This is a genomic window from Phycobacter azelaicus (assembly GCF_014884385.1).
Classification (GTDB): Bacteria; Pseudomonadota; Alphaproteobacteria; order Rhodobacterales; family Rhodobacteraceae; genus Phycobacter; species Phycobacter azelaicus.
Window position 1 is genome coordinate 1976778 of sequence record NZ_WKFH01000003.1, and the last position, 26589, is coordinate 2003366.

The following is a 26589-nucleotide window of genomic DNA, read 5'->3' on the forward strand; positions in this document are numbered from 1 at the left end:
CTCAGCGGATGCCCTGTTCAAAAAACCGCGCCAGCGCCTCGGCAAAGCGGGCCTGATCCGAGCGATCCGCAAGGCTCTCCATAGCCTGCGCATAGACCTCTTTCGGCAGCATCCCCTGCATCTCTTTGGTCAGTGCGGTGATGAAGTCATGGCTCATCTCGGGGTGATGCTGCGTCGTCCAGATGTGGCGTCCGATGGTGAAGCCCGCGATCATGCCGTTGCTGGTGGCGGTCTGAATGGCTCCCTTCGGCAGGGCACTCACGCACTCCTTATGAGAGCCATAAAGGCGCAGGGGGTCGGGCAACTCCCGCATCCATGCGGGCGTGCTCCGCAAGGCATTGAGCGTCAGCCCCTGCACCCAGCCACAAGGGTTGCTGTCAAGCGCGCCGCCAAGAGCAAGCGCCACGGCCTGATGACCGAAACAGGCGCCAAACAGCGGCTGTTTGCGGGCGTGCATCTCGCGGATCAGCTCCATCAGCGGGGCAATCCAGGGCAGGTCATCGCGGACGGAGGCCGGGCTGCCGGTGATCATCGCGCCGTCAAAGGCAGCGATGTCCGACGGGAAATCCCCATCCTTTACCGAAAAGACCGAGACCTGCCAGGCGGGGCGGGCCATGTGCACCAGATCGGCGAATTTCTCCCCGTCCTTTGGGTGGCGCGCGGCAAAGTCGCTCTCGTCCGTGTTGGTCATCAGAATGGCCAAGTGCATGATTTGCCTCGTAAGATTTTCATTTACATATTTATAGCGTCCAATAATATACACAAAGCAACCATTCGGGAAGCCCCTCATGACGATCTGGACACCGCAGGACGACGGCTTTGCCGATCTCAGCAGCCACGACACCTTTGCCAATGGCGCGCCGCACAACACCTTTGCCCGGCTGCGCCGCGAGGATCCCCTGCACTGGACCGATTACGCGGGTGGTGAAAACTACTGGTCGGTGACCCGCTACGAGGACATCACCGCGATGAACAAGAACACCGAGGTGTTCTCATCCGCGCGCGGGATCCGCATGGAGGATCAGTCCTACGAGGAATATCTGGCGCGCCGGACCTTTCAGGAGACCGACCCGCCGGAGCACTCCAAGGTGCGCATGAAGCTGATCAAGGCGTTTTCCAAGACCACCATGGCGCAATATGAGGAAGACATTCGCAGCCTTTGTGCCGAGATCCTGGATCAGGCGTTGGCCAAGGGCAGCTTTGACGCCACCAAGGAAATCGCCCGTCAATTGCCGATGCGGATGCTCGGACGCGTCGTCGGCCTGCCCGAGGAGGATCTGCCCTGGCTGGTGGAAAAGGGCGATGCGTTGATCGCCAATACCGACCCGGACTTCACCAAGCACGTCTTGGACAAGATGGACACGGATGAATTCCGCATGATGCCTTTCAACTCGCCTGCCGGGGCCGAGCTGTACGTCTATGCCAAGGAGTTGATGGAGGATAAGGCGAAGAAGGGCGACACCTCGGGTGTGCTGAACCTGATCCTGGAGCCGGCCAAGGATGGCTCGACCATCACCGAGACCGAATTTCGTAACTTTTTCTGCCTTCTGGTGGCGGCGGGCAATGATACCACGCGCTATTCCATCGCGGCCGGTATTCAGGCGATGTGCCATCAGCCTGAGCTTTTGGCGCAGATGCAGGCGGGCGGCACGGTGTGGGAGACTGCCGCGGATGAGATCATCCGCTGGGCGACGCCGGCGCTTTACTTCCGCCGCACTGCGACCCGCGATGTTGAGATGCACGGCAAGACCATTCGCGCAGGGGACAAGGTGCTCTACTGGTTCATCTCGGCCAACCGCGACGAGAGCTATTTCGACGATCCTTTCCGCGTCAACCTGATGCGCAGCCCCAATCGTCATGTTTCTTTCGGGCAGTTCGGCCCGCATGTCTGCCTTGGCATGTGGCTGGCCCGGCTGGAGGTCACCGTGTTGTTTCAGGAGCTTGCGAAGCGGATCAGCCATATCGAGGCGGCGGGGCCGCACAAATTTCTACGCTCCAACTTCGTCGGCGGCATCAAGGAATTGCCGGTAAGGGTCGAGGCGGCATAGGCTGGGATCAATCGGACGCATGGGCCTAAGCCCGGGCAGCGCCACGGAATGCAGGGTACAGCGGCACGCCAAAGATGCTGCGGCCCGTCCAACAGGAAAGGACTACCCATGAAGACCCGCCTGCGCGCGATGTTCTGCGATCACCTCAGCATCATGCGGGGGAAATACCTCCCCAACTCCAAGATCGGAGACGATGCCACGCGGTTCTGCCGCTCGGTCTTTGGCACCCATTACGATAAGGATCTCTTGGACGCGCCCGGATCCATGGTGAAACAGGGCCTGCCGGATATGGAGCTGAAATGGCTGCACGATGACATTCGCGACAGCTGGCATGCCTCCACCAAGGTGGTGCTGGGCGATCTTTACGACGATGAAGGGCAGCCGCTGTCCTTATGCCCCCGCGGCGCGCTGAAACGGGCGGTGGCGGCCTGGGCCGCCAAGGGCCTGCAACCCAAGGTGGGGATCGAGCTGGAAGCTTTTGCCCTGCAAGCGGACGAGAACGGCCGACTGATCCCCTACGATGCGCCCGGCGGTGTGGTCTATGGCACCGGTCCCTTTGCCGATCCCTTGCGTTTCAACGACCGGATCTGGGCGATGGCGGATGAGATGGGCTTTAGCCTTGATATGATCACCGCCGAATTCGACAGCCCGCAGTTCGAATACACGCTGACCTTCGACGATGCGGTGAAGGCGGTGGACGATATCGTGCTCTTCCGTCTGATGGCGCGGGAGATCGCGCTGGAATACGGCATTGTGCTCACCTTCATGCCCAAACCCATCGCAGAGGCGGGCGGGTCCGGCATGCATATCAACTATTCCTTCGTGGATGAGGCGGGCGGCAATGCGCTGTCCTCTGGTCCGCGCGGCGGGCCTGATCACATGAACGATCTGGCGCGCGGCTGCCTTGCGGGGGTGCTGCACCACCACAAGGGGCTGGCCGGGCTGATCGCGCCCACCGCCAACAGCTATATGCGGCTGCAACCCGGCAGCCTGTCCGGCTACTGGCAGAACTGGGGTGGCGATCATCGCAATGTGACCACGCGGATCAGCTCCGAAGGCGGTGCCAAGGCGCGGCTGGAGCACCGGATGGCGGATGCTTCTGCCAATCCTTACACGGCGGTGGCGGCGGTCTTGCAGGCGTCGCTGCTGGGCGTTGAAAAGGGATATACCCTGCCGCCGATGGAAACCGGCGACGGCTTTGACCGGACCGACGCGCGAGAAGGCACCGCGATCGATTTGAAAGGCGCGGTTGCGGATCTTGAGCGGGACACGGTGCTGGCCGAGGCCGTCGGGGCCGAGCTGGTCGCCAATCACGTTTTCATGAAGCGCAAGGAAGTGCGCAAGACCCGCGATCTGGAAGGCGACGGGATGCGCGATTTCTATGTGCACTTTGTTTGAGTTATTGAGCGTCTGCCGGTGAAGGAGTGTAAGGCATGAAAGTAATCTGGAAATTGCCAGACGGGCGTGAGATCACCGGCACCGCCGAGACAGGCCAGTCCCTGATGGAAGCTGCCCTGGCCCATGACGTTCCGGGTGTAATCGGAGAATGTGGCGGCACGCTCAGCTGTGCAACCTGCCATGTCCACGTGGGGCCAGACTGGGCTGAAGCCTGTGGTGCTGCCGGTGATTTCGAGGATGCGATGTTGGATATGGCTGATACCCGCAGCGAGGCGTCGCGGCTTAGCTGTCAGATTGAGGCATCTGATGCGCTTGACGGATTGGTGCTCATCGTTCCAGAGGTCTAATCAGACCATCCGGCCCGGCTGGACACTCTTTCACATACATATGCCTCGGCAAACGTGCTGTGCATTTGGCGCACAAGACGGTTTGCGGGTTCAACGTCTTCCTGCCTGACACAAACCTTGCCCTCAGCGATAGCTGCTTTCTTACCATATTGCGATGCCGCGCCGCGTCAGCGGCGCCGCCGAAAGGCGCGAGCCCGAAGCGCATGCGCTTCGGGCCCGCCATGGTATCTGGTGGCCTGTGCAGGACCAAGGGCCCTGCACAGGCGCCCGCGCGCTGCAGAAAAGTCAGCTTGTCGCGGCAAATCCTGCATCGAGAGCTGAGAGGATCACTTCTACATCCGAGCTGTCCAGTACCAGCGGCGGGGACAGAATGATGTTGGGGCCAGAGACGCGCACCATGGCGCCCTCGCGATAGGCAGTCTCCTGCAGGACACCGATGGTCTTCTTGTCGATCGGGGTCTTGCTGACGTGATCGCCCACCAGCTCCAGCGCGCACATCAGCCCGTGGCCGCCGCGCACATCGCCAATCAGGCCGTACTTGTCCTTCAGGGCCAAAAGGCCCTGATGCAGCTCCGTCCCGCGCTGTGCAGCGTTTTTCGGCACATTGAGGCGCTTGGTCTCCGAAAGGCAGGCAAGTGCCGCCGCAGCCCCTACAGGGTGGCCGGAATATGTGTAGCCGTGGCCGATGGCGGCCTTTCCGGTCTCGTCGTCTTCGAACACCTCAGCAACTGCATCTGAAATCATCACGGCGCCGAAGGGGAAATAGCCATTGGTTATCGCCTTGGCCGTGCACATCAGGTCGGGCTGAACCCCCCAGTGGCGCGAGCCACTCCAGGATCCAGTGCGTCCAAAGGCGGTGATCACCTCATCCGCGATCAGGAGGATCCCGTGTTTGGAGCAGATCTTGCGCACACCGGGCATGAAGCTTTCGTGTGGCGGGATCACGCCGCCCGCGCCCAGGATCGGTTCCATGATGAAGGCGGCGATGGTGCCTGCGCCCTGAAAGGCGATCTCATCCTCCAGCGCCTGCAGACAAAGCTGGGCCAGACGCTCGGGGTTCGTTTCATTGAAGGGGTTGCGATAGGTATAGGGCGCCGGGATGTGGTGGCAGCCGGGCAGCAGCGGTTCGTACTGGGTACGGAAATTGGCGTTCCCGTTGACCGAGGCGCCGCCCATATGGGTGCCGTGATAACCCTTCTTGAGGCTGAGGAACTTGCTGCGCCCCTCATGACCGCGGATCTTGTGGTACTGGCGGGCCAGCCGCAGGGCGGTTTCCACCGAGTCCGAGCCGCCAGAGGTGAAAAAGGCGCGGGACAGGCCATCGGGCGCGAAGAAGTCCTTCAGTTCTTCGGCCAGCTGGATCACCTGATCGTTGGTGGTGCCGCGGAAGGTCGAATAATAGGGCAGTACGTCCAGCTGAGCGGCGATGGCATCCTTCACCGGCTGACAGGAAAAGCCGAGGTTCACGTTCCACAGGCCCCCGACCGCATCGACAACCTCATGCCCGTCCACGTCCCGGATCCGCACGCCAGACGCGCCAGTCACGATTGTAGGCGGATTGGCAAGGCTGTCGGCGGGATGCGCCATCGGGTGCCACAGGGATTTGGCGTTATGTTCCTTGAGGTAGTTGGAATCTTTCATGAAATCAGCTCCTGGCTGCAGCGCCATTGAAGGCGGGCAAGGGGGAAGGGCGAAAAGCGGGTGTCGGCTTTGGCAGGCTCATGCGGCGGCCTCGCTGGGGTAATCGGCTGGTGCGGCGCCTCCGATGCGGTGGGTCAGGGTCTGGCCCGCGCGGCGCAGGGCTTCGGGGATCAGCGCGGCCTGGTCTTTTGTCATACGCGACACCGGCGCAGCCACGGCCAGCGCGCCGATGACTTTGGCGTCTGGCCCAAAGACCGGTACCGCGTGGGAGTGTACCTCAGCCTCGAACCCGCCGACCGATTGCGCCATGCCGACTTTTCGAACCTCGCGAAGATGGGTGCGGATCGTCTGCGGATCGGTGACGGTGGCGGCGGTGTGGCTGTGCAGCGGACCCGCAAGAATGGCATCGACAAAATCGGCTTCGGCAAAGGCCAGCACCGCAAGGCCGGAGGCGGTGCCGTGATAGGTCAGAACCTCGGCGTCCTCCATCATTACGCGGGTGGCATGGCGCGGCGAATAGGCATGGCTGAGCGAGTTGAGCTGACTGCCCTGCACCAGCGACAGGTGCGTGGTCTCGCCGGTTTCCTCGCTCAGATCCTTCAGCACCCGGCGTGACACCGACAGGATCGGAACAGCAGCTTCGCGCAGGGCGGCAAGGCGCAGAACTTGCGGCCCCAGCCGGTAGGAGCGGTCCCCATCTGCCTGTTCGACAAAGCCTGATTCCTGCAACTCGCCCATCAGCCGATAAACGGTCGCCTTGTTCATCCCCGACAGGCGCGTGAGGTCGCTGAGCCCGATCTCGGTTCGGCCATGGTTGAAATATGTCAGCAATGACAAGGCTTTGGAGACTGTACCCATGTGGCGCGGCGATCCCGTAAATGCTGTGTGATCAGGCAAGGCCAAGGAATTTCCGCCTCGGCCTTTCAAATTTGTTGACAGATAACCGGGGAGGCTGTCAATCTAAATTCAAACCAACGGTTCGAATAATGAACCAATAATAAGCCGACCCCAACTGACAGCAACCGGGAGACTTGCAATGAAACTGACCACCATCGTCAAAGGCGCAGCGGCAGCCGCCGCCCTTGGCCTTAGCGCCGCCTCTGCCCAGGCCGAGTATCCGGAAAAGCCGGTGAACTTTATTGTGCCCTGGCCTCCGGGTGATCTGGAGGATGTGCTGACGCGGATGATCGCCGAGGACTTCCAGGCGGAATATGGCGTTGCGGCAGCCGTGGTGAACAAGCCCGGCGGCGGCGGCGGTCCCTTCCCGGGCGCGATTGAGGTCGCCAATGCGCCCGCTGATGGCTACACGATCGGCTCTTTCGTGATCGGCGTGCCGGTTGTCGGCCACCAGATCGACATCCCGCCGCTGACCCCGGCAAAGTTCGACCCGCTTGGCATCTTCCTGACCTATCCTTTCGTGATCGCGACCTCGGGCGATGCGCCCTATTCCTCGATGGAGGAACTGGCTGCCTACGCCAAAGAGAACGATGTGGCGCTGGGCCATTTCGGCGATGTGCTGACCCCGACCCAGGTGACCAAGGCCTTTGCCAAGAACGCAGGGTTCGAGTGGGGCTCTGACGCGGCTTTTGACGCGCTTGATTGTAACACGCTGGCCTCGGGCGATGCGGATGTGATCAACACCACGCTGCAGCTGATCCTGCCTTGCCTTGATGATGTGAAGGTGCTGGTCTCCATCACCGATGAACGCATCCCGCTGGTGCCCGATGCCCCTGCGATTGGTGAGCTGGACGAAAGCCTCAATATCGCGCTGTGGAACGGTCTCTTCGTGACCAAGGACACGCCGCAGGACGTGCGCGACAAGATCATCGCGGTGGCCGAGAATACCGTGATGAGCGAACGCGCCCAGGCCGTCGCCAAGGAAACCGGCGCGCTGGTCTACTGGCAAGGTGCCGATGACAGTGCCGCCCGCGTGGCCAATGACATCGAGACTATGGATCGCATCGGTTCCATCCTCGAATAACGCCTCCTCCCGGATCGGGGCGCCTTCGGGCGTCCCGTTCTTTTGTTTCCGCGCGACAAAAAGATCCCTCCCAATGACCACAGAACGCGAACGCCGTTTCCCCGGACCCCGGCGCGGGCAGCTGATCTTTGCGCTGGCCCTTGTCGGGCTATCGGCGCTGCTGCTGGCGCTGATCGGGGATCAGACCGCTTGGGTGAAAAAGACCAAGTTCTTTGCCCAGCCCCGCTTCTGGCCCGGCGTGGCGCTTGGCGGCATGGTGCTGCTCGGGGGCTTGCATCTCTACCGGCTGCCCTGGCGGCGGGTGACGCGCCATGACGGCTGGGAGGCGCGCCGCTGGGGCCAGGCGCTGGAGTATGTCCTTTGGTTCATGGGCTATGTCCTGTTGGTGCCCATTGTTGGCTACCTGCCGGTGACGCTGGTGTTCGTGCCGCTACTCACGTGGCGCATGGGCTATCGCAGCCCGCGGATGCTGTGGATAAGCGTGGCCTTTGCCGTTGTGGTGGTGCTGGTCTTCAAGGGTCTCTTGTCGGTGCGCATTCCGGGCGCGCTGCTCTATGAATACCTGCCGGGTCCCTTGCGCAGTTTTGCCATTCTCTACCTCTAGGCCTTCAATTCGACGGGATCCCTGATGGACCTTATCCTTTCTGCAATCGAGATCCTGATGCGCTGGGACGTGGCGCTGGCCTTGCTGGCAGGGTCGGTGGGCGGCGTCTTGATCGGTGCCATTCCCGGGGTCGGACCGGCGGTGGCGATTGCGATCCTGCTGCCCGCGACATTCTCGATGGATCCCATCGTCGGCCTCACGGTGCTTCTGGGGATCTATGGCTCGTCGATGTACGGGGGGGCGATCCCGGCAATCCTGATCAACACGCCCGGCACCGCCGTCAATGCGCTGACCACCTATGACGGCTACCCAATGACCGCGCGCGGAGAGCCACGCCGCGCCCTCAGCCTTGCCTATTCCGCCAGCTTCTTTGGCGGGGTCTTCTCGGTGATCTGTCTGATCCTTTTTGCACCGGTGCTGGCCAAGGTGGCGCCGATGTTCGGCAGCCGCGAGATCTTTCTGGCGGCGCTGCTGGGTTTGATCCTGGTGGTGGTGGCCCACCGCGGGCAGGCGCTGATTGCGGGGGCGCTGGCGTGCTTTGGCATCTTCCTCAACACCATCGGTATGGAGCCGGTGAAATACACCCAGCGATACACCTTCGGGCAGGATTTCCTGGGCGGCGGCATCAATCTGATCGTGGTGGTGCTGGGGCTGTTCGCGATCTCTCAGGCTTTTGTTCTGCTGACCGACGAGGACGAAAAGATCCGCCTCACCCGGTTGCGCGGTGGCATGTTCCAGGGCTTGCGCGAGCTGTCGCGCCACCCCCGTGTTGCCTCGGTGTCTGCCGGTTTTGGCGTGGTGATGGGGATGATCCCCGGCGTCGGTGAATTCACCGCGCAGTTCATGTCCTACACTTACGCTCAGAAGAGCTCGAAACGCCCCCAGGATTTCGGGCGCGGATCGTCGGAAGGGCTGATCGCCGCCGAGACCGCCAATAACGCTGTGCCCGCCGCCGCCATGGTGCCACTTCTGGCGCTTGGCATTCCGGGCGAAGCGCTGACGGCAATGATGCTCAGCGTCTTTTACGTCCATAACGTGGTGCCGGGGCCGGGGCTGTTCCAGAACGACATGGATTTCGTCGTGGCGCTGTATCTGGCGCTGTTGGTTCTCAATGTCCTCGTGCTGGTGTTCTTGCTGTTTGCAACGCGCAGCCTGATCCAAGTGGTGCGGATCCCCAACCGCTTCCTTGGCGTCTGTATCCTGACGCTCAGCTTTGTGGGGGTCTATTCCTTGCGCAACTCCGCCACCGACTGCGTGATGGCGGCGGCCTTTGGGCTGGTGGGTTATGTGCTGAAACGCCTGTCGCTGCCTGCGGTGCCGATCATCCTTGGCATGGTTCTGGGCGGTATCATGGAGGTGAAGCTGCGCGCCGCCATGGCGCGGGTCAAAACCCCCTTTGACTTCATCGACCGCCCCGTGGCGTTCATCCTGTTTTCTATCATCATACTGGTCCTTGCGCTGCACATCATTCGCGTCATGCGCGACCGCAAGGAACTGAAGGAGGCCGAATGGCAGACCAAAACCTCATCAATGAGCTTCGGCGGGCTGATGTGGCGCCGCAAAAACTCTTTCTTGAAGGATCGTGGCAAGCAGGTACGGGCACGCCATGCGAAGTTACTTCGCCGATTGACGGATCTGTTCTGACCACCCTTGAGGGCGCGTCAAAGGCGGATGTGGAGCGCGCCGTGGCCGCGGCTCGCGCAGCATTCGAAGATGGCCGCTGGTCGCGTCTGGCGCCTGCGTCCCGCAAGAAGGTGCTGCATAAGATCGCTGACAGGATCGAGGCCGAGGCGCTGACGCTGGCCGTTCTGGGCGTGCGTGACAATGGCACCGAGATGGGCATGGCCCTGAAGGCCGAGCCGGGATCGGCGGCGGGCACCTTCCGTTATTATGCCGAGGCGCTGGACAAGATTGCCGGAGAGGTTGCGCCCACCGCCCCCGATGTGCTGGGCCTCGTACACCGTGCGCCGGTGGGGGTCGTGGGCGCCATCGTGCCGTGGAACTTCCCCTTGATGATCGGGGCGTGGAAACTGGCGCCTGCGCTGGCGATGGGCAATTCCGTGGTGCTGAAACCGGCGGAAACCGCATCGCTCTCCTTGTTGCGACTGGCCGAGATCTGCGCAGACTGCGGCCTGCCCGATGGGGTGCTGAATGTCGTGACCGGAACGGGCGCGGAAACGGGCGCGGCGCTGGCCGAAGCCATGGATGTGGATGTCCTGGCCTTTACCGGATCTGGCGTGACGGGGCGCAAGCTCTTGGAAGCGTCGGCCCGCTCCAACCTCAAACGCTGCTATCTGGAGCTGGGCGGCAAATCTCCCAATATCGTCTTTGCCGATGCTCCCGATCTGCGCCATGCGGCCAAGGTCTCGGCCGCCGGGATTTTCCGCAATTCGGGGCAGGTCTGCGTCGCGGGATCGCGCCTTTTGGTGGAAGAGGCCATCCATGATGAGTTCGTGGCTATGATGGTGGAAGAGGCCGAAGCCTTGCGCGTCGGTGATCCGCTCGACCTGAGTAACAATATCGGCGCGGTGAACTCCGAAGATCAGCTCAGCCGGAACCTCGCGTTCATGGACATGGCGCGGGCCGAGGGCGGAGAGATCGTGACCGGCGGCAACCGCATACTAGAAGAGACCGGCGGCACCTATATGGCGCCCACCATTGTGACCGGTGTCGCCCAAGGTCACAGTCTGTTCCAGAAAGAGGTCTTTGGCCCGGTCCTGTCGGTCACGCCGTTCAAGACTGAAGAAGAGGCACTGCGCCTTGCCAATGCCACCGAGTTTGGCCTTGCCTCGGGGGTGTGGACGGCGAACCTGTCCCGCGCGCATCGCATGGTGGCGGGCATCCGCGCAGGTGTTGTCCATGTGAACACCTATGGCGGCGCCGACAACACAGTGCCCCTTGGCGGCGTTGGCCAGTCCGGCAACGGCCATGACAAATCGCTCCATGCGCTCGACAAATATGTGGATCTGAAAACCGCCTGGATCCAACTCTGACGGAAGGACACCCTATGCCCGACAAGACCATCCTGATTGCAGGCACCTATGACACCAAGGATGCCGAGCTTGCCTATCTTGCCGATGTGATCCGGGGGCAGGGTGGCGGCGTTCTGACCATGGACGTGAGCGTTCTGGGCGACCCTAGCCAGCCGACCGACATCAGCAAGCATCAGGTAGCGGAGGCGGGCGGTAGTTCGATCCAGGCTGCCATCGACAGCGGTGATGAAAACACCGCGATGCAGATCATGGCGCAGGGTGCGGCGGCCAAAGCCCTAGAGCTGTACCGCGCGGGGGCCATCGACGGGGTGATTGTGCTGGGCGGCACCATGGGTACCGATCTGGCGCTGGACCTTTGCGGGGCGTTGCCGGTGGGCGTGCCGAAATACATCGTTTCCACCGTATCCTTCTCGCCGCTGATGCCGCCCGAGCGGATCGCGGCGGATGTGCAGATGATCCTCTGGGCCGGGGGGCTTTATGGGCTGAACTCGGTCTGCAAGGCGGCGCTCAGCCAGGCGGCGGGTGCGGTCTTGGGAGCAGCATGCGCCGTCGAGCCACCCAAACGCGACCGGCCCCTCATCGGCATGACGTCCTTTGGCAAGACGGTGCTGCGTTACATGGTCAGCCTGAAACCGGCGCTTGAAGAACGTGGCTATGAGGTTGCCGTTTTTCACGCCACCGGCATGGGCGGGCGCGCTTTTGAGAGCCTTGCTGCCGAAGGTGCTTTTGCCGCAGTGATGGATTTCGCTCCGCAGGAGGTTTCGAACCACCTTTTTGGCGGGCTGTCTGCGGGGGCCGACCGGATGACCAACGCGGGACGTTCAGGCACGCCGCAACTGGTCGCGCCGGGGTGCTATGATCTGGTGGATTTTGTCGGCTGGCAGGACACCCCGCCGCAGCTGCAAGGTCGCCCGGCCCATGCGCACAACCGGCTTTTGACCTCTGCCGTACTCGATGCAGACGAGCGCCGCCTTGTCGCCCGCACAATCTGCGACAAGCTGGGGCAGGCCAAGGGGCCGGTCGCGGTGCTGCTGCCCACTGGCGGCTGCAACGAATGGGACCGCCCCGGCGCCGATCTCCATGATACCGAAGGATTGGCCGCCTTTTCCGAAGAAATGACCGCCGCCTGCCCTGACACCGCCCAGTTGCACAGGCTTGAGTGCCACATCAACGATCCGGAATTCTCGGACAAGGTGTTGGAGCTTTTCGATGCCTGGGTGGCGGAAGGGGTGATACCAAACGGCTGACGAAACGGCTGCTTCCACAACATACTGCTTGAGATGTTACGGGGTGCTTGCTCATGCAGGCACCCTTGTTACATATGGGGCGGCCATTCTGGCCGTGGCGGTATTTTGATGCCATCCGTCCCTGCCTTGCGCAATGATATTGCTTGCCAAGCCAGGGGGGCGGGCATAGGGTGCTGTCAAATTAGTGGAACATAGTTCCGCATAGTAAAACAGGGATTGACTCCCACCCCCGGAGCCGAACATCTTGGGCTTCAAAAATGACGCCGGGTTTTCGCATGAGTTGTGCAGTGAGCTCTTGGCGCAGGTGGGGGGAGCGTGGCTAGATCCCCACGGGAAAAGGGTGCTTTGCGGGCCGCGTCCCAAAGCCCCGCCAAGGAGAGGAAAAACGAATGACACAAGCCATTGGATATGAACGCGTCGGGGATATTGCGGTCCTCAAGGCGCAGAATCCGCCGGTGAATGCGCTGGGCCTGGATGTGCGCCAAGGGCTGGTCGACGGCATCGAGCGCGCCGAATCGGAAGGCGCCAAGGCGGTTCTGATCTACGGTGAGGGCCGTACCTATTTCGCCGGCGCCGATATCCGCGAGTTCGGCAAGCCGCCGCAGGGTCCCTTCCTGCCCGATGTCTGCACCCGGATCGAAGCTTCGCCGCTTTTGGTGGTTTCTGCCCTGCATGGCACCGCGCTAGGCGGTGGTCTTGAGATCGCCCTGGGTTCTCATTACCGCATTGCGGTTCCGTCCGCCCGGGTCGGCTTGCCCGAAGTGCTGATCGGTGTCATGCCGGGGGCCGGTGGCACACAGCGTTTGCCGCGACTGATTGGCATTGACGCTTCGGTCGACGTGATCACCTCGGGCCGTCAGGTCGGTGCCAAGGAAGCTTTGAGCCTCGGCATTCTGGATCGCATAGAAGACGGGGAGCCGCGCGAGATTGGTCTTGCTTACGCGCAAGAGCTGCTGGATCAGGGCGCCCCGCGCCGTGCGATCAGCGAAATGCCTGCCCCCGAAGCGGTTGATTTCGATGCGCTTTACGAAAGCGTTCTGAAAAAGGGCCGTGGCCTTCTGGCGCCTGCGGTTGCGATCCGTGGCATCCAGGCCTGCTGCGAGTTGCCCTTTGACGAAGGCATGAAGCGTGAGCGGGAACTCTTTATGGAGCTGATGGGCACGGACCAGCGTCAAGGCATGATCCATGCCTTCTTCTCGGAGCGGGCGGTCAGCAAGCTGCCGGAACTGAAAGGCGTCGAGCCGCGCGCGGTGAACAGCCTTGGCGTTATCGGCGGTGGCACAATGGGGGCGGGCATTGCCACGGCGGCGCTGCTCTCCGGTCTGCCGGTTGTCATGCTGGAAATGACCCCAGAGGCCGCCGAGGCCGCCAAGGGCCGCATCTCTGGCAATCTGCAGGGCGCGTTGAAGCGCGGCAAGATCAGCCAGGAGCAGTTCGACCACCTGACTGGTGAGGCGCTGACGCTGGCCACCGATTACGACGCGCTCAGCGATGTGGATCTGGTGATCGAAGCTGTCTTCGAAGAGATGGGCGTCAAGAAAGAGGTCTTTGGCAAGCTGGACGCGGTCTGCAAGAAAGGCGCGATCCTCGCCTCCAACACCTCCTACCTGGATGTGAACGAGATCGCCGCCAGCACCTCGCGCCCCGAGGATGTGATCGGGCTGCACTTCTTCTCTCCGGCGCATGTGATGAAGCTTTTGGAGATCGTCGTCGCCGACAAGACTGCGCTTGACGTGGTGGCCACCGGCTTTGAGCTCGGCAAGCGGCTGAAGAAGATCTCGGTGCGGGCCGGTGTCTGCGACGGTTTCATCGGCAACCGGATCCTTGCCACCTATCGCAAGGCCGCCGATCACATGGTGCTGGATGGCGCATCGCCCTATCAGATCGACAAGGCGCTGACCGATTTCGGCTTTGCCATGGGGCCCTTTGCGGTGGCGGACCTTGCCGGTCTCGACATCGGCTGGGCCGTGCGCAAGCGCAAGCGCGCCGAGGGCATGGACCCGCGCGAGCGCGACAGCAGCTACATGGACAAGATCTGCGAGGCGGGCAACTTTGGCCAGAAGACCGGCAAGGGTTATTACGTCTACGAGGCCGGAAAGCGTGGCGGCACCCCGAACCCCGAGGTCACCGAACTGATCGAGGCCGAGCGCGCCGAGAAGGGTATCACCCCGAAAGAGTTCTCGGATGAGGAGATCGTGACCCGCTATATGGCGGCCATGGTCAATGAAGCCGCCAAGGTGGTGGGCGAGGGCATCGCGCGCCGTCCGCTCGACGTCGATATGACGCTGCTCTTTGGCTACGGATTCCCGCGCTATCGCGGCGGGCCTCTGAAATGGGCCGATATGCAGGGGCTGGATACGCTTCTGGCCAACATCAAATCCTACGCCGAGGAAGACGACTTCTTCTGGCAGCCCGCGCCTTTGCTGGAGCGGCTGGTGGCCGAAGGGCGCACATTTGACGATCTGAACAAGGAAAACAGCTGATATGAAAGAAGTCGTTATCGTCTCTGCCGCCCGCACCGGGCTGGCGAAATCCTTCAGGGGATCCTTCAACATGACCCATGGCGCGACCATGGGTGGCGCGGCCGTCGAGGCGGCTGTGGCCCGCGCCGGGATCGAAGGCGCAGAAGTGGAAGACTGCATCATGGGCTGCGGCGCCCCCGAGGGCGAAACAGGTGCCAATATTGCGCGCCAGATCGCCCTGCGGGCAGGCCTGCCGGTCACCGCATCCGGCATGACCGTGAACCGCTTTTGCTCGTCCGGTTTGCAGACCATCGCGCTGGCCGCGCAGCAGATCATCTGCGAAGGGGCCGGCCCGATGGTTGCGGGCGGGGTGGAAAGCATCTCGATGGTGCAGCCCAAGGCGCGCGCGGCCCATGAGGCTTGGCTGAAAGAGCACAAGCCCGCCGTCTATATGACCATGATCGAAACCGCCGATATCGTCGCCGAGCGCTATGGTATCAGCCGCGAGGATCAGGACGCCTACGGTCTGCGCAGCCAGCAGCGTATCGCTGCCGCGCAGGAGGCGGGACTGTTCAAGGACGAGATCATCCCCGTCACCACCACCATGGCTGTGAAGGACAAGGAAACCGGCGAGATTTCCATGAAAGAGGCGCTGGTGGATCGGGATGAATGCAACCGCCCCTCCACCACGCTGGACGGGCTGGCCAGCCTTGAGCCGGTGCGCGGTGCGGGCAACTACATCACCGCGGGCAACGCCAGCCAGCTGTCCGATGGGGCCGCCGCTGTTGTTCTGATGGAGGCCAAGGAGGCCGAGAAACGCGGACTTGAGGCCATGGGCGCCTTCAAGGGCTTCTGCGTCGCCGGCTGTGAGCCCGACGAGATGGGCATCGGTCCGGTCTTTGCGGTTCCGCGCCTTCTGGAGCGTCACGGGCTCAAGGTCGATGACATCGATCTATGGGAGCTGAACGAGGCTTTTGCCAGCCAGGCGCTTTATTGCCGCGACCGGCTGGGGATCGATGACGAGAAATGCAACGTCAACGGTGGCTCGATCGCCATCGGGCATCCCTTCGGCATGACCGGCGCCCGCATGACCGGCCACATCCTGCGCGAAGGCAAGCGGCGCGGCGCCAAGCTGGGCGTTGTCACCATGTGTGTCGGCGGCGGCATGGGCGCGGCCGGCCTGTTCGAAATCTACTGAACCGCAACTTGAAAACAGGCGGCGCCCGGCGGCCCCATCGAGGGACCTTCGGGCGCTGTCCGGCCCCAAGGGGGCCGTACAGATGCCCCCGCCCACGGGCCACGAGGAGAGAGAGAAATGGATCTGAGCTACACCGCAGAAGAGCAGGCCTTTCGCCAGGAAGTGCGCAGCTTCCTGGAGGAAAAACTGCCCAAGGAAATGTCGGATGCCGTGCGCGAAGGGCGCGGGCTTGGCAAGGAAGGCCATGACCGCTGGCATGCCATCCTGAACGAGCAGGGCTGGCTGGCACCGAACTGGCCCAAGGAGTTTGGCGGCTGCGGCTGGAACGCCGTTCAGCGTCATATCTTTGAGGAAGAATGCTGCCGTGCCCATGCGCCGCGCATCGTACCCTTTGGCCTTTCGATGCTGGCTCCTGTGCTGCAGAAGTTTGGCTCCAAGGAGCAGCAAGACTATTACCTGCCGAAGATCCTCAACGGGGAGCACTGGTGGTGCCAGGGCTATTCTGAGCCGGGCGCGGGATCGGACCTTGCCAGCCTCAAGACAAAGGCCGTGCGCGAGGGGGACCACTATATCGTCAATGGCCAGAAGACCTGGACCACCCTCGGCCAATATGCCAACTGGATCTTCTGCCTTGTGCGCACCGACCCGGATGCCAAGCAGCAGGAGGGGATTTCTTTCCTTCTGATCGATATGGATACACCCGGTATCGAAGTGCGCCCGATCATCCTTCTGGATGGCACCCACGAAGTGAATGAAGTCTGGTTCACCGACGTGAAGGTCCCGGTCGAAAACCTGGTGGGCGAAGAAAACAAGGGCTGGACCTACGCCAAGTATCTGCTTACGCACGAGCGCACCAATATCGCCGGAGTCGGCTTTAGCCAGGCGGGTCTTGAGACCGTGAAACGCCTTGCGCGCAGCCAGATGCACAAGGGTCGGCCCCTGATCGAGAACCCCTATTTCGCGGCCCGCGTGGCCCAGGCGGAAATCGATCTGATGGCCATGTCCACCACCAATCTTCGGATCATCTCGGCCGCTGCCTCGGGGCAGGCGCCGGGCGTCGAAAGCTCGATGCTGAAGGTGAAGGGGACGGAAATCCGCCAGGAAATCAATGATCTGGCACGCCGCGCCGCGGGCGTCTACGCGATGCCCTTTGCCTCCGAAGCGGTCGAGGGCGGCAATGAGCCGCCAATCGGCCCCGAAGGTACTGCCCCTGTTGCCGCGCAGTATTTCAACAACCGCAAACTGTCGATCTTTGGCGGCTCCAACGAGATCCAGAAGAACATCATCGCAAAAGTGAAAATGGGAGGCCGGGCATGAATTTCGACCTGACCGAAGAGCGGCAGATGCTGCAGGACAGCCTGCGCCGTTTCCTGTCTGACCGCTACACGACCTCGGTACGCAACGAGATCCTCGAAAGCGAAGCGGGCTATTCCGCCGACATCTGGGGCCAACTGGCAGAGCTGGGCGTCATCGGAGCGCTGTTTTCCGAAGAGGACGGCGGCTTTGGTGGCGCAGGCTTCGACATTTCTACCGTGTTCGAGGAGTTGGGCCGCGCGGGCGTGGTCGAGCCGCTTCTGGATACGGCTCTGTTGGGCGGTGGGCTGATCGCGGCGCTTGGCGATGACAGCCAAAAGGAGCTGGTGGAAGAAGTCATTGGCGGCGCAGTGCAACTGGCCTTTGCCCATGGTGAGCCGACCAGTCGCTATGAAACATCGCGCGTCGAAACCACGGCGACCGTTGAGGGCGCAGAGATCATCCTCAAAGGTCAAAAGGCGGTTGTGGTCAACGCTGAAGCCGCCGACCATCTGATCGTCTCGGCCCGCGAAAGCGGCGCGGTGGATGCGACGGATGGGATTTCCCTCTTCCTGGTGCCGCGCGATGCGACGGGCCTGTCGCTGCGCGGTTACGCGCTTTTGGCCGGTGGTCGTGCCGCAGAGGTGGATCTGGATGGTGTGCGCCTTCCAGCGACTGCGCGTCTTGGTGCTGCGGGCGGTGCCTATGCGGCCATCGCGGACGTTCTGGCGCGCGCCGAAGTGGCCTTGGCCGCCGAAACCCTGGGTGCGATGGAGACCGCGACGGAACTCACCCGCCAGTACCTGCTGACCCGCACCCAGTTCGGCCGCCCCATCGGCACGTTTCAGGCGCTGCAGCACCGGGTTGCCGAACTGCTGATCGAGCTGGAACAGGCGCGCTCGGCGGTGATCAACGCCGCTGGGCATCTTGAGGGCGACGCCCGCCTGCGCGATCTCAACATCGCGGCGGCGCGCAACCTGATTGGTCGGGCCGGGCGCCTTGTGGCCGAGGATTCGATCCAGATGCATGGTGGCATTGCCATGACGCAGGAATACGAGCTCGCGCATATCGCCAAGCGGATTGTCATGGCCGAGCACCGTTTCGGCGATGCGGACACCCAGCTGGAGCGTTTCCTTGACCTCAGCGCCGCGTGATAGGGGCGAGATCCGCCTGATCGAGGATCCCGGTTGCCAAGAGATGGTTGGCTACCGGACCGAGATCGACGGGCGGGACGGCTCCTGCACAGTGACCTTGGAGCTGGAGCCAAAACACCTCAACCGCCACGGCATACTTCATGGCGGGATGGTGGCCACGGTTCTGGATGTGGTTTGCGGCAATACGGCGTCGCAGTTCTTTGATCCTGAAAACCACGCCGATCTGGTGACCGTGTCTTTGAACCTGTCTTATGTGGCAGCGGTGCGCGGCGGCACGATCACCGCCCGCGCGCGGCCCACGGGGGGCGGCAAATCCATCGCCTATATTCAGGGTGAATTGTTTGATGACGAGGGTCGGCTTCTGGCCACGGCCAACGGAATTTTCAAGAGGATACGCAAATGAGCCAACTTGCACGGATGGACGATCTGGGCGACCGCGCCGTGGTCGTGAACATGAACCCGACGCGTCGGGGCGCCCTGTCGCAGGACCTCTATGACGCCATCGCAGCTGCGCTTGAACTGGCAAAACAGTCACGTATTCGTGCCGTGCTGCTGACCTCGGAGGGTGGTTTTTTCTGCGCGGGCGGGGATCTCAATGTGATCATTGACCGGCGCTCCCTGAGCGAGGAAGAACGCCGCGCCAAGGTCAACAACCTGCATGATCTGATCCGCGGTATCCGGGATTGCCCGGTGCCAGTGATCGCCGCTGTCGAGGGCGGCGCAGCGGGGGCGGGAGTTTCGCTGGCTTTGGCGGCGGATCTCATCGTCGCTTCTTACGGGGCAAAGTTCACGGCGGCCTATGTTAAGGCGGGACTGGTGCCAGATGGCGGGCTGACCGCCTCGCTTGCGCGGATGCTGCCGCGCCCCTTGGCGATGGAGATGTGCCTTTTGGCGCGTCCGGTGACGGCGGGTCGACTGGCGGCCCTTGGCGCGGTCAATCAGGTGGTGGCCCCGCAGCGGGTCCTGAGCACGGCTCATGTGCTGGCTGATGCACTGGCGCAGGGTCCACGCGAGGCACAAGGCACGATCCGAAAGCTGGTCTCCAATGCCTATGACGCCAGCGAAGCGGCGCAGCTTGACGATGAATGCGCCGCCATGGCCCGCGCCGCAGGTGGCCCCGAGGCAGGTGAGGGGATTGCGGCCTTTCTTGAAAAAAGAGCGCCTCAGTTCAGCGACTGATGCCGCCCGCATGACATGGGCGCGCCGGATTTGGGAGGAGAAGGCGATGGACTACTGGCACGATTTATTGGCCGAACAGGTCAGGCTGCGGGCTGAGGCTCCGGCCTTTGCCGACAGTGGTGGTGCAGCTTGGAGCTTTGCGGATCTTTCCAGAGCCGTGGAGGACGTGGCCAGCCATCTGAAGGCATCGGGCGTGCAGCCCCGCGACCGGGTCATGGTTCTCTCGGAAAACTGCTGCGCTGCCGTCGCGGCCATGCTTGGAGCCTCGACCGTTGGCGCCATTGCCGTGCCCGTCAATGCTCGCATGAGCGCGGGCGAGGTGGACCGGATCCTGACTCATGCCCGCCCTGCGACGACGCTGTTCACCTCTGCGATCTCCTCCGAGGCGGCGGCGCATGCCGCACGGATGGAGGCGTCAGAGATCACGGGTTCTTTTGGCAGCCTGCATATTGCGGCGTCGTATCCTTCGAATCCGGATGCACCGGCTGAGGTTGCGGTTCTGCTTTACACCACCGGCACAACCGGCGATCCCAAGGGCGTGATGCTGACCCATGGCAATGTGCTCTTTGGCGGCAAGTCTTCGGCAGAGCTGCGCGATATGGGCCCAGGGGATATCATCTACGGTGTTCTGCCCTTGACCCATGTTTTTGGTCTGGCATCGGTGATGACCGCGGCGCTTTTTGCCGGGGCAGCCGTACGCCTTGAGGCGCGGTTCTCGGCGGCGAAACTCTATGAGGCGCTGCGGGCCGGGGTGACCCGCCTGTCCGCCGTGCCGCAGATGCACGCTCTGGTGATGCAATATGCCAAGGAACAAGGTCTCGATCGCCTTGGCAGCGATGCCTTGCAGTATGTCTCCTCCGGTGCTGCTCCGCTGGACCCAGATTGGAAGCGAAAGGCGGAAGCTTTTTACGGCGTGGCGCTGCAGAACGGCTATGGCATGACAGAAACGACCGCTGGCGTTTGCGCAACAAAGAACAGCCAGCTTGGCGATCCTGATATCTCTACCGGTCCGCCTTTGCCGGAGGTCGAGGTGCGGATCGATGAAACCGTGCCGGGGGGCGGCGATGGGTTGGGCGAGGTGCTGACGCGCGGGCCGAACATCATGCTGGGGTATTATCGCAATCCCGAGGAAACGGCCAAGGTGCTGGACGCAGAGGGCTGGATGCACACCGGGGACATGGGGCGCCTGGACGCGCGCGGGTTCCTGCATATCGAAGGGCGCTCGAAAGAGCTGATTATCCATGGCGGTTTCAATGTCTTCCCGCCGGAGGTAGAGGCTGCGCTCAATGCCCATCCGCAGGTGGTTCAGTCCGCAGTGGTGGGGCGCCGGGTCAGCGGTGACGAAGAGGTGCTGGCCTTTGTGCAGGTGGCACCGGACGATGCGCCGGATCTGACGGAACTGGGGGATTTCGTGCGCGGCCAGCTTGCCGGATACAAATGCCCCGCGCGGATTATCCCGGTGGAGGCACTGCCTGCGGCGCCGACCGGCAAGATCCTGAAACACAAGCTGCTGAGCACCTTTGCGGATCGCATCAGCTAGCCATCGGGCAGGCTCCCGCCCCCGAATGGGCGGCCTGCTTGCGCAGACCTTGTTCGGGGTTGGGCGTGGCGCCGCTGGCGCGGCGCGGAAGGGGGCTGCTGAGAAGCGGTTCAGGGGCAGGTCTGCCCTGAACGCGCGATATTCAGTTTCTGGATTGGGGAGAGTCGCCTCAAGGGTGAACCGCGCCATGGGCGCGGCCGCTTTGCGGCCCTTGACCCGAATCTCCCCTATGAAAGCGACATGTGAGCGGGGCGCTTCAGCAGCGCGCCTTTGGCGCGGTGCTGGGCCCAACGGGAAGTGGGCAATCTTTGATTGTCTGCCGACGGGCGGGAGTTCCCGGCTGCCTCAGGTCCAGGTGCCTTCGGCCGCCGCGCGGATGGCGCGGATGTTGGTGCCGTAGACGCCCGGGTTGTCGACTGAGCCGCCTTTGAAGACGGCCGAGCCGGCCACCAGCACATCGGCGCCCGCAGCGCGCACCTTGGGGGCGGTGGTTGGATCGACGCCGCCGTCGATCTCAATGTGTACCGGGCGGTCGCCGATCATCTGGCGCAGGGCGCTGATCTTGCCGGTCATGTCGATGAACTTCTGCCCGCCAAAGCCGGGGTTCACCGTCATCACGCAGATGAGGTCGGTTAGATCCAGAAGATGCGCCACCGCCTCGGCCGGGGTGCCGGGGTTGAGCGCGACACCCGCCTTCATGCCCGATGCGCGAATGGCCTGCAACGTTCTGTGGATATGGGGTCCGGCCTCCACATGGGCGGTCAGCACATCGGCGCCCGCATCGGCATAGGCTTCGATATATGGATCCACCGGCGCGATCATCAGGTGCACGTCCATCACGGTTTTAACATGCGGGCGGAAGGCCTTCACCGCCATCGGTCCAAAGGTGAGGTTGGGGACGAAATGACCATCCATCACATCCACATGCACCCAGTCTGCGCCTTCGGCCTCGATGGCCTGGATTTCCTTGCCGAAGTTGGCGAAGTCGGCGGAAAGGATGGAGGGCGCGATCTTCACGTTGCGATCAAAGGACATCTGCTGTGCTTCCTTCCGGATAGGGGTTTGGGGGCCGTATAAACCGGCTTTGGCCTTCTGCACAGGGGCAGATTGTCCATTCGCGACTTTCCGGCACTTCAGAACGCTGCGAAAGATATATGCACGCATGTGACGGACCTGTGACGTGCGCGCGGCCCTCGGGTCTGTACGTTACAAATAATTCACCCCTTTTACACAAATGGTTTGAGGAGCGTCTTTAGGCAGTCCCGGAAACGAACGGGGGCCGATTGTGCTGCGCATTGACAAACTCACCAAACGCTTTGGCGACAAGACTGCGGTGGATACCGCGACGCTGGACATCGACAAGCCTTGCATGATCGGCATTATTGGTCGCTCGGGGGCAGGCAAATCCACGCTGCTGCGCATGATCAATCGCCTGGGTGATGCAAGCGAAGGCCGGATTCTGTTCGAAGGGCGCGACGTGACCAAGCTCAAAGGGCGCGAAAAGCGCGCCTGGCAGTCCGATTGCGCGATGATCTTTCAGCAGTTCAATCTGGTGCCGCGCATGGATGTGGTGTCGAACGTGCTCCATGGTACGCTCAACCGCCGCTCGGCGCTGGCGACCATGTTCAACCTCTACCCGATGGAAGACATCCATCGTGCCATCGATATCCTGGATCGTCTCGGCATTGCCGAACATGCGGCCAAGCGCGCCGAGGCTCTGTCGGGCGGTCAACAGCAGCGCGTCGCGATTGCCCGTGCCCTGATGCAGGATCCTAAGATCATCCTGGCGGACGAACCCATTGCCTCGCTCGACCCGATGAACGCGCAAACCGTGATGGAGGCGCTGCGCCGCATCCACGAGGAAGACGGGCGCACCGTGATCGCCAACCTTCATACGCTCGATACCGCGCGCCGCTATTGCGACCGGGTGGTGGGGATGCGCGACGGGCGTATCGTCTTTGACGGGTTGCCAGAACAGCTGACCACCGGCGTCGCCCGCGAGATCTATGGCGCAGGCGCCGAATTCTCCGAGGCGGCCACCTCTACCGAAATCGAAACGCTTGAGCGCGCCGACGATCCCATCCGCGAGGCCGAAGCCGCCGCGCTGTGAATTCCACCCTTTTCATCCCCCCAAAGCACGACGCTTTGGGCCAACCAAACCGGAGTGACCTAGAGATGAAAAAACTGATTGCTGCCGCCCTGATGACCACTGCCCTGACCACCCCGGTCATGGCCGAGGACATTCAAGAGTTCCGCATCGGTATCCTTGGCGGTGAAAACGCCCAGGACCGTCTGAACAACAACGAGTGCCTGCGCGCCAAGACCGAAGAGCTGCTGGGTGTTGAAACCAAGCTGTTCGCTCCCGCCGACTACAACGGCGTGATCCAGGGCCTTCTGGGCGGCACCATCGACATGGCCTGGCTGGGCGCTTCCGGCTACGCCAAGACCTATCTGTCTGACGCCGAAGCGGTTGAGCCGATCCTGGTGAAAGTGAACACCGACGGCGGCTACGGCTACTACTCGGTTGGTTTTGCCCGCAAGGACAGCGGCATCGCGGCACTGGAAGACGTCAAGGGCAAGGTCTTTGGTTTTGGTGACCCGAACTCCACCTCCGGGTACCTGATCCCCTCCATCGAGATCCCGCAGGCCACCGGTTCCACCATGGAATCCGGCGCCTACTTTGGTGAAGTCAAGTTCACCGGCGGTCACGAGCAGACCATCGTTGCGGTTGCAAACGGTGACATCGATGCCGGTGTGACCTGGGCCGACGGTCTGGGCAACTGGGAAGACGGTTTCAATTCCGGCGCCCTGCGCAAGGCAGTTGACGCGGGTCTCGTGGACATGAACGACCTGGTTCAGATCTGGCAGTCCAAGCCGATCCCGGAAGGCCCTGTTGTTCTGCGCAAGGACCTGCCTGAAAGCGTCAAGGTCAAGATGACCGGCCTGATGGCAAGCCTGAAGTCCATGGATGCAGATTGCTTCTACGGCGTGGCCGCGGGTGAAGCCAAAGGCTTCATGCCGATCACCCATGACGCCTACGAAGTGATCATCGAAGCACGCAAATTGAAGTCCAACTAATTTCAGGACCAACGCGGCGGGGTCCGGTCTTTGTGCCGGGCCCCGTATTCCTCTGATGCAGGCTGGCCTTGTGCCATTTTGCCAAACCGTCAGAGCCCATACGAACATCACGATACCCTCAGGACATCCTCATGGCAGATCTGACAGCGGCCCCGCCTTCCGGCGCCTCCACGACAGAGGCGATCCGCGCCCAATATGTGGACCTCACGCGGCGCAAGCGCCTTTATGGGTCGATCCTTCTGATCGTCTTCATTGCCATGATGGTCGCGGGCTTCCGCACCGCAGATGACCGCAATGCGGGCTCCTTTGCCGACGGGTTCACGCGCATTTTCGACTATCCGGCCGAGGTACTGAGCGAAGCGGTCGAGAAGGCCGCGCAACTGCCCGGCCATGTGATGCACTTCTTCCCGGCGCTGGTGGAGACGCTGAATATCGCCGCGGCCTCGACCCTGATCGGCGCCATCTTCGGCACGCTGTTTTCCCTTTTGGCAACGCGGGGCATGGCGCTTTGGCCGTCGCTGATCCCGCTGTTTCGCCGGGTGATGGACATATGCCGCGCCATCCCCGAAATCGTGATCGCTCTGGTGCTGATCTTCCTTTTGGGCGGTGGCCCGGTGCCTGCGATGATCGCCATTGCGATCCATACGGCTGGGGCCCTTGGCAAGCTGTTTTCCGAAGTGAACGAGAACGCCTCCCTGAAGCCGATCGAAGGTCTTTCGTCGGTGGGTGCCACCTGGGCACAACGCATGTGGCTGGGGGTGATCCCGCAAGTGGGGCCGAACTACGTGAGCTACGCGCTCTTGCGGTTTGAAATCAACATTCGCGCCTCTGCCATTCTCGGCTTTGTCGGTGCGGGCGGTATCGGCTACGAGCTGAAGAACGCCATGTCCTGGGGCAAGGGCCGCTATGACGAGGCCGCCGCCATCTTCATCCTGCTTTTTGTCACAATCGTCGTGGTCGACCAGATCTCTGGCAAGCTGCGCGACCGGCTGATCAATGGAGCCAAGCCATGACCACCCTTGATGTGAACCCGGGCGCGGGTCTGGGCGGCAATGCCGCCGCGCTGAAGCAGGATATGGAAAACCTCTTCCGCACCAAAAAGATCCTGGCCTTCGCCGCGCCGCTGATCGTGCTGGCCTATATGGTCTATGTCTTCTTTGCCTTTGATGTCGCGGGCCTTTACGACCGCGCCAGCTTGGAAAATGCGCGCACCTTGGTCAGCGACAGCTACAGCTACAAGACCCATGTGACCCGCGACAACCGCGATGCCTCGGTCTCGGTCGCCATCGAAGGGGAACGCAAAGGCAGCTACCCCGAAGGCGAGGCGCCCGAATGGGTTACCTTGGGTGAGACTACTGTCATTGACCTGGAAAACGGTCACATCGTGCGCTTTGGCCCCGAGACGATTGAATACGACATTCCCGGCTATGGCACCGTGCGCGCAACGCCGTCGCGCAGCGCCGGTGTGCAGGCGGAATTGCCTGCGGGTGATGTGCCGGAGTGGATCAGTTCCTCAAAGAACCGCCTTGCGATCAAGACCGAGGCAGGCCGTCTGACCGTGACCCGTAACCGCGCCGAAGTGTTCCGCTATTTCATGGGCTGGGAGCTGTTCTTCTTCACCCTCGACAGCCCCTATCACGGCCTTGGCCCGCTTGCGCTCTTGGAAAAAGCCTTCCAAGGCGAGGCAGGCGCGATCTTCAACGATTTCTGGACCAACAAGATGTGGCGCCATCAGGACGTGGCCTGGGCCATCGGGGAGACGCTGCTGATGGCCTTCCTCGGCACCATCGGCGCGGGGATCGTGGCGCTGCCGCTGGCCTTCCTTGCAACCCGCAACTTCATGCCGATCCGCACCTTGCGGTTCGCCACCCGCCGCCTGTTCGATTTCGTGCGCGGGGTGGACAGCTTGATCTGGACGGTTGTGCTGGCGCGCGCCTTTGGTCCAGGCCCCTTGACCGGCGCGCTGGCGATCCTGGTGACGGACACCGGCACCTTCGGCAAGATTTTCTCCGAAGCGCTGGAGAATGTGGACGAGAAACAGATCGAGGGCGTCGCCTCCACCGGCGCCAAACCGATCCAGCGCTACCGTTTTGGCGTGATCCCGCAGGTGACACCGGTGCTTCTGTCGCAGCTGCTCTACTTCCTTGAATCCAACACTCGCAGCGCGACGATCATTGGCGCCATCACCGGCGGTGGTATCGGCTTGTTGCTGACCCAGGCGATCATCACCCAGAAGGACTGGGAAGAGGTGGCCTACTACATCGTGCTGGTGATCCTGATGGTGATGGTGATGGACTGGTTCTCTGGCCTGCTGCGCCGCCGCCTGATCCAGGGCGACCGCGGCAAGCCGCGCCGCAAGACCGCCAAGAAGCCGCCCCTGCGCAATATGCCTTTCGTGCTGCCCTGACCCTCAAAAGAAAGACCCG

23 protein-coding genes are annotated in these 26589 nt (G+C 62.3%); 19 read left to right on the forward strand and 4 right to left on the reverse strand.

Going from position 1 to position 26589, the window contains the following annotated elements; genetic code table 11:
- Position 1 precedes the first annotated feature (1 nt).
- Positions 2 to 709: a type 1 glutamine amidotransferase gene (locus INS80_RS10650; RefSeq protein WP_192965616.1), complete on the reverse strand. Its 708-nt coding sequence runs from the start codon at positions 707 to 709 to the stop codon at positions 2 to 4.
- Between the two features lie 79 nt (positions 710 to 788).
- Here INS80_RS10650 and INS80_RS10655 point away from each other — a divergent pair, with 79 nt between their 5' ends.
- From INS80_RS10655 to INS80_RS10665, 3 genes are all read left to right on the forward strand, one after another.
- Complete coding sequence (locus INS80_RS10655) at positions 789 to 2048, forward strand: cytochrome P450 (protein WP_192965617.1); 1260 nt, start codon at positions 789 to 791, stop codon at positions 2046 to 2048.
- A gap of 108 nt (positions 2049 to 2156) precedes the next feature.
- A complete protein-coding gene (locus tag INS80_RS10660) occupies positions 2157 to 3446 on the forward strand; it encodes a type I glutamate--ammonia ligase (RefSeq protein ID WP_192965618.1) in 1290 nt (429 codons plus the stop codon).
- 35 nt (positions 3447 to 3481) lie between these two features.
- Entirely contained in the window at positions 3482 to 3793 is a 312-nt protein-coding gene (locus tag INS80_RS10665) for a 2Fe-2S iron-sulfur cluster-binding protein (protein WP_192965619.1), read from the forward strand.
- Positions 3794 to 4078: 285 nt separating this feature from the next.
- Here the strand turns inward: INS80_RS10665 and INS80_RS10670 are convergent, their stop codons facing one another.
- Together INS80_RS10670 and INS80_RS10675 are read right to left on the reverse strand one after the other, a co-directional pair.
- The gene (locus INS80_RS10670) at positions 4079 to 5434 is read right to left on the reverse strand and encodes an aspartate aminotransferase family protein (RefSeq protein ID WP_192965620.1); all 1356 of its coding nucleotides are present in this window, start codon (positions 5432 to 5434) and stop codon (positions 4079 to 4081) included.
- 78 nt (positions 5435 to 5512) lie between these two features.
- Complete coding sequence (locus tag INS80_RS10675) at positions 5513 to 6292, reverse strand: IclR family transcriptional regulator (RefSeq protein WP_192965621.1); 780 nt, start codon at positions 6290 to 6292, stop codon at positions 5513 to 5515.
- Between the two features lie 178 nt (positions 6293 to 6470).
- Here INS80_RS10675 and INS80_RS10680 point away from each other — a divergent pair, with 178 nt between their 5' ends.
- The 12 genes from INS80_RS10680 to INS80_RS10735 all read left to right on the forward strand — a co-directional run bounded on the left by INS80_RS10680 (position 6471) and on the right by INS80_RS10735 (position 21085).
- Positions 6471 to 7415, forward strand: coding sequence for a tripartite tricarboxylate transporter substrate-binding protein (locus INS80_RS10680; RefSeq protein ID WP_192965622.1), 945 nt, complete (start codon positions 6471 to 6473; stop codon positions 7413 to 7415).
- Between the two features lie 73 nt (positions 7416 to 7488).
- A complete protein-coding gene (locus INS80_RS10685; protein WP_192965623.1) occupies positions 7489 to 8019 on the forward strand; it encodes a tripartite tricarboxylate transporter TctB family protein in 531 nt (176 codons plus the stop codon).
- A gap of 24 nt (positions 8020 to 8043) precedes the next feature.
- Positions 8044 to 9663 carry a tripartite tricarboxylate transporter permease gene (locus INS80_RS10690; RefSeq protein ID WP_369411392.1) on the forward strand — a complete coding sequence of 540 codons (1620 nt, stop codon included), beginning with the start codon at positions 8044 to 8046 and terminating at the stop codon, positions 9661 to 9663.
- Positions 9570 to 11012 (forward strand): aldehyde dehydrogenase family protein, encoded by a 1443-nt coding sequence (locus INS80_RS10695; RefSeq protein ID WP_369411440.1) that lies wholly within the window; start codon positions 9570 to 9572, stop codon positions 11010 to 11012. Before INS80_RS10690 ends, INS80_RS10695 begins: the two co-directional genes overlap by 94 nt.
- Before the next feature lie 14 nt (positions 11013 to 11026).
- On the forward strand, positions 11027 to 12259 hold the full coding sequence (locus tag INS80_RS10700; RefSeq protein ID WP_192965625.1) for a Tm-1-like ATP-binding domain-containing protein: 1233 nt from the start codon (positions 11027 to 11029) through the stop codon (positions 12257 to 12259).
- A gap of 389 nt (positions 12260 to 12648) precedes the next feature.
- Positions 12649 to 14742, forward strand: a complete 2094-nt coding sequence (locus INS80_RS10705) for a 3-hydroxyacyl-CoA dehydrogenase NAD-binding domain-containing protein (RefSeq protein WP_192965626.1) — start codon at positions 12649 to 12651, stop codon at positions 14740 to 14742.
- 1 nt (position 14743) lies between these two features.
- Positions 14744 to 15919 carry an acetyl-CoA C-acyltransferase gene (locus tag INS80_RS10710; RefSeq protein ID WP_192965627.1) on the forward strand — a complete coding sequence of 392 codons (1176 nt, stop codon included), beginning with the start codon at positions 14744 to 14746 and terminating at the stop codon, positions 15917 to 15919.
- Positions 15920 to 16036: 117 nt separating this feature from the next.
- Complete coding sequence (locus INS80_RS10715; RefSeq protein WP_192965628.1) at positions 16037 to 17236, forward strand: acyl-CoA dehydrogenase family protein; 1200 nt, start codon at positions 16037 to 16039, stop codon at positions 17234 to 17236.
- A complete protein-coding gene (locus INS80_RS10720; RefSeq protein ID WP_192965629.1) occupies positions 17233 to 18366 on the forward strand; it encodes an acyl-CoA dehydrogenase family protein in 1134 nt (377 codons plus the stop codon). Before INS80_RS10715 ends, INS80_RS10720 begins: the two co-directional genes overlap by 4 nt.
- Positions 18347 to 18769 carry a PaaI family thioesterase gene (locus INS80_RS10725; protein ID WP_439650939.1) on the forward strand — a complete coding sequence of 141 codons (423 nt, stop codon included), beginning with the start codon at positions 18347 to 18349 and terminating at the stop codon, positions 18767 to 18769. The genes INS80_RS10720 and INS80_RS10725 overlap by 20 nt, the downstream gene beginning before the upstream one ends.
- A complete protein-coding gene (locus tag INS80_RS10730; RefSeq protein WP_192965631.1) occupies positions 18766 to 19545 on the forward strand; it encodes an oxepin-CoA hydrolase, alternative type in 780 nt (259 codons plus the stop codon). Before INS80_RS10725 ends, INS80_RS10730 begins: the two co-directional genes overlap by 4 nt.
- Before the next feature lie 46 nt (positions 19546 to 19591).
- Positions 19592 to 21085: a class I adenylate-forming enzyme family protein gene (locus tag INS80_RS10735; RefSeq protein ID WP_192965632.1), complete on the forward strand. Its 1494-nt coding sequence runs from the start codon at positions 19592 to 19594 to the stop codon at positions 21083 to 21085.
- Positions 21086 to 21430: 345 nt separating this feature from the next.
- On the opposite strand, the gene rpe is transcribed toward INS80_RS10735, so the two are convergent.
- Positions 21431 to 22120 carry a ribulose-phosphate 3-epimerase gene (gene rpe / locus INS80_RS10740; protein WP_192965633.1) on the reverse strand — a complete coding sequence of 230 codons (690 nt, stop codon included), beginning with the start codon at positions 22118 to 22120 and terminating at the stop codon, positions 21431 to 21433.
- A gap of 250 nt (positions 22121 to 22370) precedes the next feature.
- Here rpe and phnC point away from each other — a divergent pair, with 250 nt between their 5' ends.
- The 4 genes from phnC to phnE (INS80_RS10760) all read left to right on the forward strand — a co-directional run bounded on the left by phnC (position 22371) and on the right by phnE (INS80_RS10760) (position 26570).
- The gene (gene phnC, locus INS80_RS10745; RefSeq protein WP_192965634.1) at positions 22371 to 23195 is read left to right on the forward strand and encodes a phosphonate ABC transporter ATP-binding protein; all 825 of its coding nucleotides are present in this window, start codon (positions 22371 to 22373) and stop codon (positions 23193 to 23195) included.
- Positions 23196 to 23260: 65 nt separating this feature from the next.
- On the forward strand, positions 23261 to 24163 hold the full coding sequence (gene phnD / locus INS80_RS10750) for a phosphonate ABC transporter substrate-binding protein (RefSeq protein WP_192965635.1): 903 nt from the start codon (positions 23261 to 23263) through the stop codon (positions 24161 to 24163).
- A 131-nt stretch (positions 24164 to 24294) separates the two neighbouring features.
- Entirely contained in the window at positions 24295 to 25176 is an 882-nt protein-coding gene (gene phnE, locus INS80_RS10755) for a phosphonate ABC transporter, permease protein PhnE (RefSeq protein ID WP_192965636.1), read from the forward strand.
- Positions 25173 to 26570 (forward strand): phosphonate ABC transporter, permease protein PhnE, encoded by a 1398-nt coding sequence (gene phnE / locus INS80_RS10760; protein WP_192965637.1) that lies wholly within the window; start codon positions 25173 to 25175, stop codon positions 26568 to 26570. Before phnE (INS80_RS10755) ends, phnE (INS80_RS10760) begins: the two co-directional genes overlap by 4 nt.
- Positions 26571 to 26589: the final 19 nt, after the last annotated feature.

Coding starts and splice junctions, on each gene's coding strand:
- INS80_RS10650 (WP_192965616.1), bottom strand. CDS start 709: ATGCACTTGGCCATTCTGATGACCAACACGGACGAGAGCGACTTTGCC.
- INS80_RS10655 (WP_192965617.1), top strand. CDS start 789: ATGACGATCTGGACACCGCAGGACGACGGCTTTGCCGATCTCAGCAGC.
- INS80_RS10660 (WP_192965618.1), top strand. CDS start 2,157: ATGAAGACCCGCCTGCGCGCGATGTTCTGCGATCACCTCAGCATCATG.
- INS80_RS10665 (WP_192965619.1), top strand. CDS start 3,482: ATGAAAGTAATCTGGAAATTGCCAGACGGGCGTGAGATCACCGGCACC.
- INS80_RS10670 (WP_192965620.1), bottom strand. CDS start 5,434: ATGAAAGATTCCAACTACCTCAAGGAACATAACGCCAAATCCCTGTGG.
- INS80_RS10675 (WP_192965621.1), bottom strand. CDS start 6,292: ATGGGTACAGTCTCCAAAGCCTTGTCATTGCTGACATATTTCAACCAT.
- INS80_RS10680 (WP_192965622.1), top strand. CDS start 6,471: ATGAAACTGACCACCATCGTCAAAGGCGCAGCGGCAGCCGCCGCCCTT.
- INS80_RS10685 (WP_192965623.1), top strand. CDS start 7,489: ATGACCACAGAACGCGAACGCCGTTTCCCCGGACCCCGGCGCGGGCAG.
- INS80_RS10690 (WP_369411392.1), top strand. CDS start 8,044: ATGGACCTTATCCTTTCTGCAATCGAGATCCTGATGCGCTGGGACGTG.
- INS80_RS10700 (WP_192965625.1), top strand. CDS start 11,027: ATGCCCGACAAGACCATCCTGATTGCAGGCACCTATGACACCAAGGAT.
- INS80_RS10705 (WP_192965626.1), top strand. CDS start 12,649: ATGACACAAGCCATTGGATATGAACGCGTCGGGGATATTGCGGTCCTC.
- INS80_RS10710 (WP_192965627.1), top strand. CDS start 14,744: ATGAAAGAAGTCGTTATCGTCTCTGCCGCCCGCACCGGGCTGGCGAAA.
- INS80_RS10715 (WP_192965628.1), top strand. CDS start 16,037: ATGGATCTGAGCTACACCGCAGAAGAGCAGGCCTTTCGCCAGGAAGTG.
- INS80_RS10720 (WP_192965629.1), top strand. CDS start 17,233: ATGAATTTCGACCTGACCGAAGAGCGGCAGATGCTGCAGGACAGCCTG.
- INS80_RS10730 (WP_192965631.1), top strand. CDS start 18,766: ATGAGCCAACTTGCACGGATGGACGATCTGGGCGACCGCGCCGTGGTC.
- INS80_RS10735 (WP_192965632.1), top strand. CDS start 19,592: ATGGACTACTGGCACGATTTATTGGCCGAACAGGTCAGGCTGCGGGCT.
- rpe (WP_192965633.1), bottom strand. CDS start 22,120: ATGTCCTTTGATCGCAACGTGAAGATCGCGCCCTCCATCCTTTCCGCC.
- phnD (WP_192965635.1), top strand. CDS start 23,261: ATGAAAAAACTGATTGCTGCCGCCCTGATGACCACTGCCCTGACCACC.
- phnE (WP_192965636.1), top strand. CDS start 24,295: ATGGCAGATCTGACAGCGGCCCCGCCTTCCGGCGCCTCCACGACAGAG.
- phnE (WP_192965637.1), top strand. CDS start 25,173: ATGACCACCCTTGATGTGAACCCGGGCGCGGGTCTGGGCGGCAATGCC.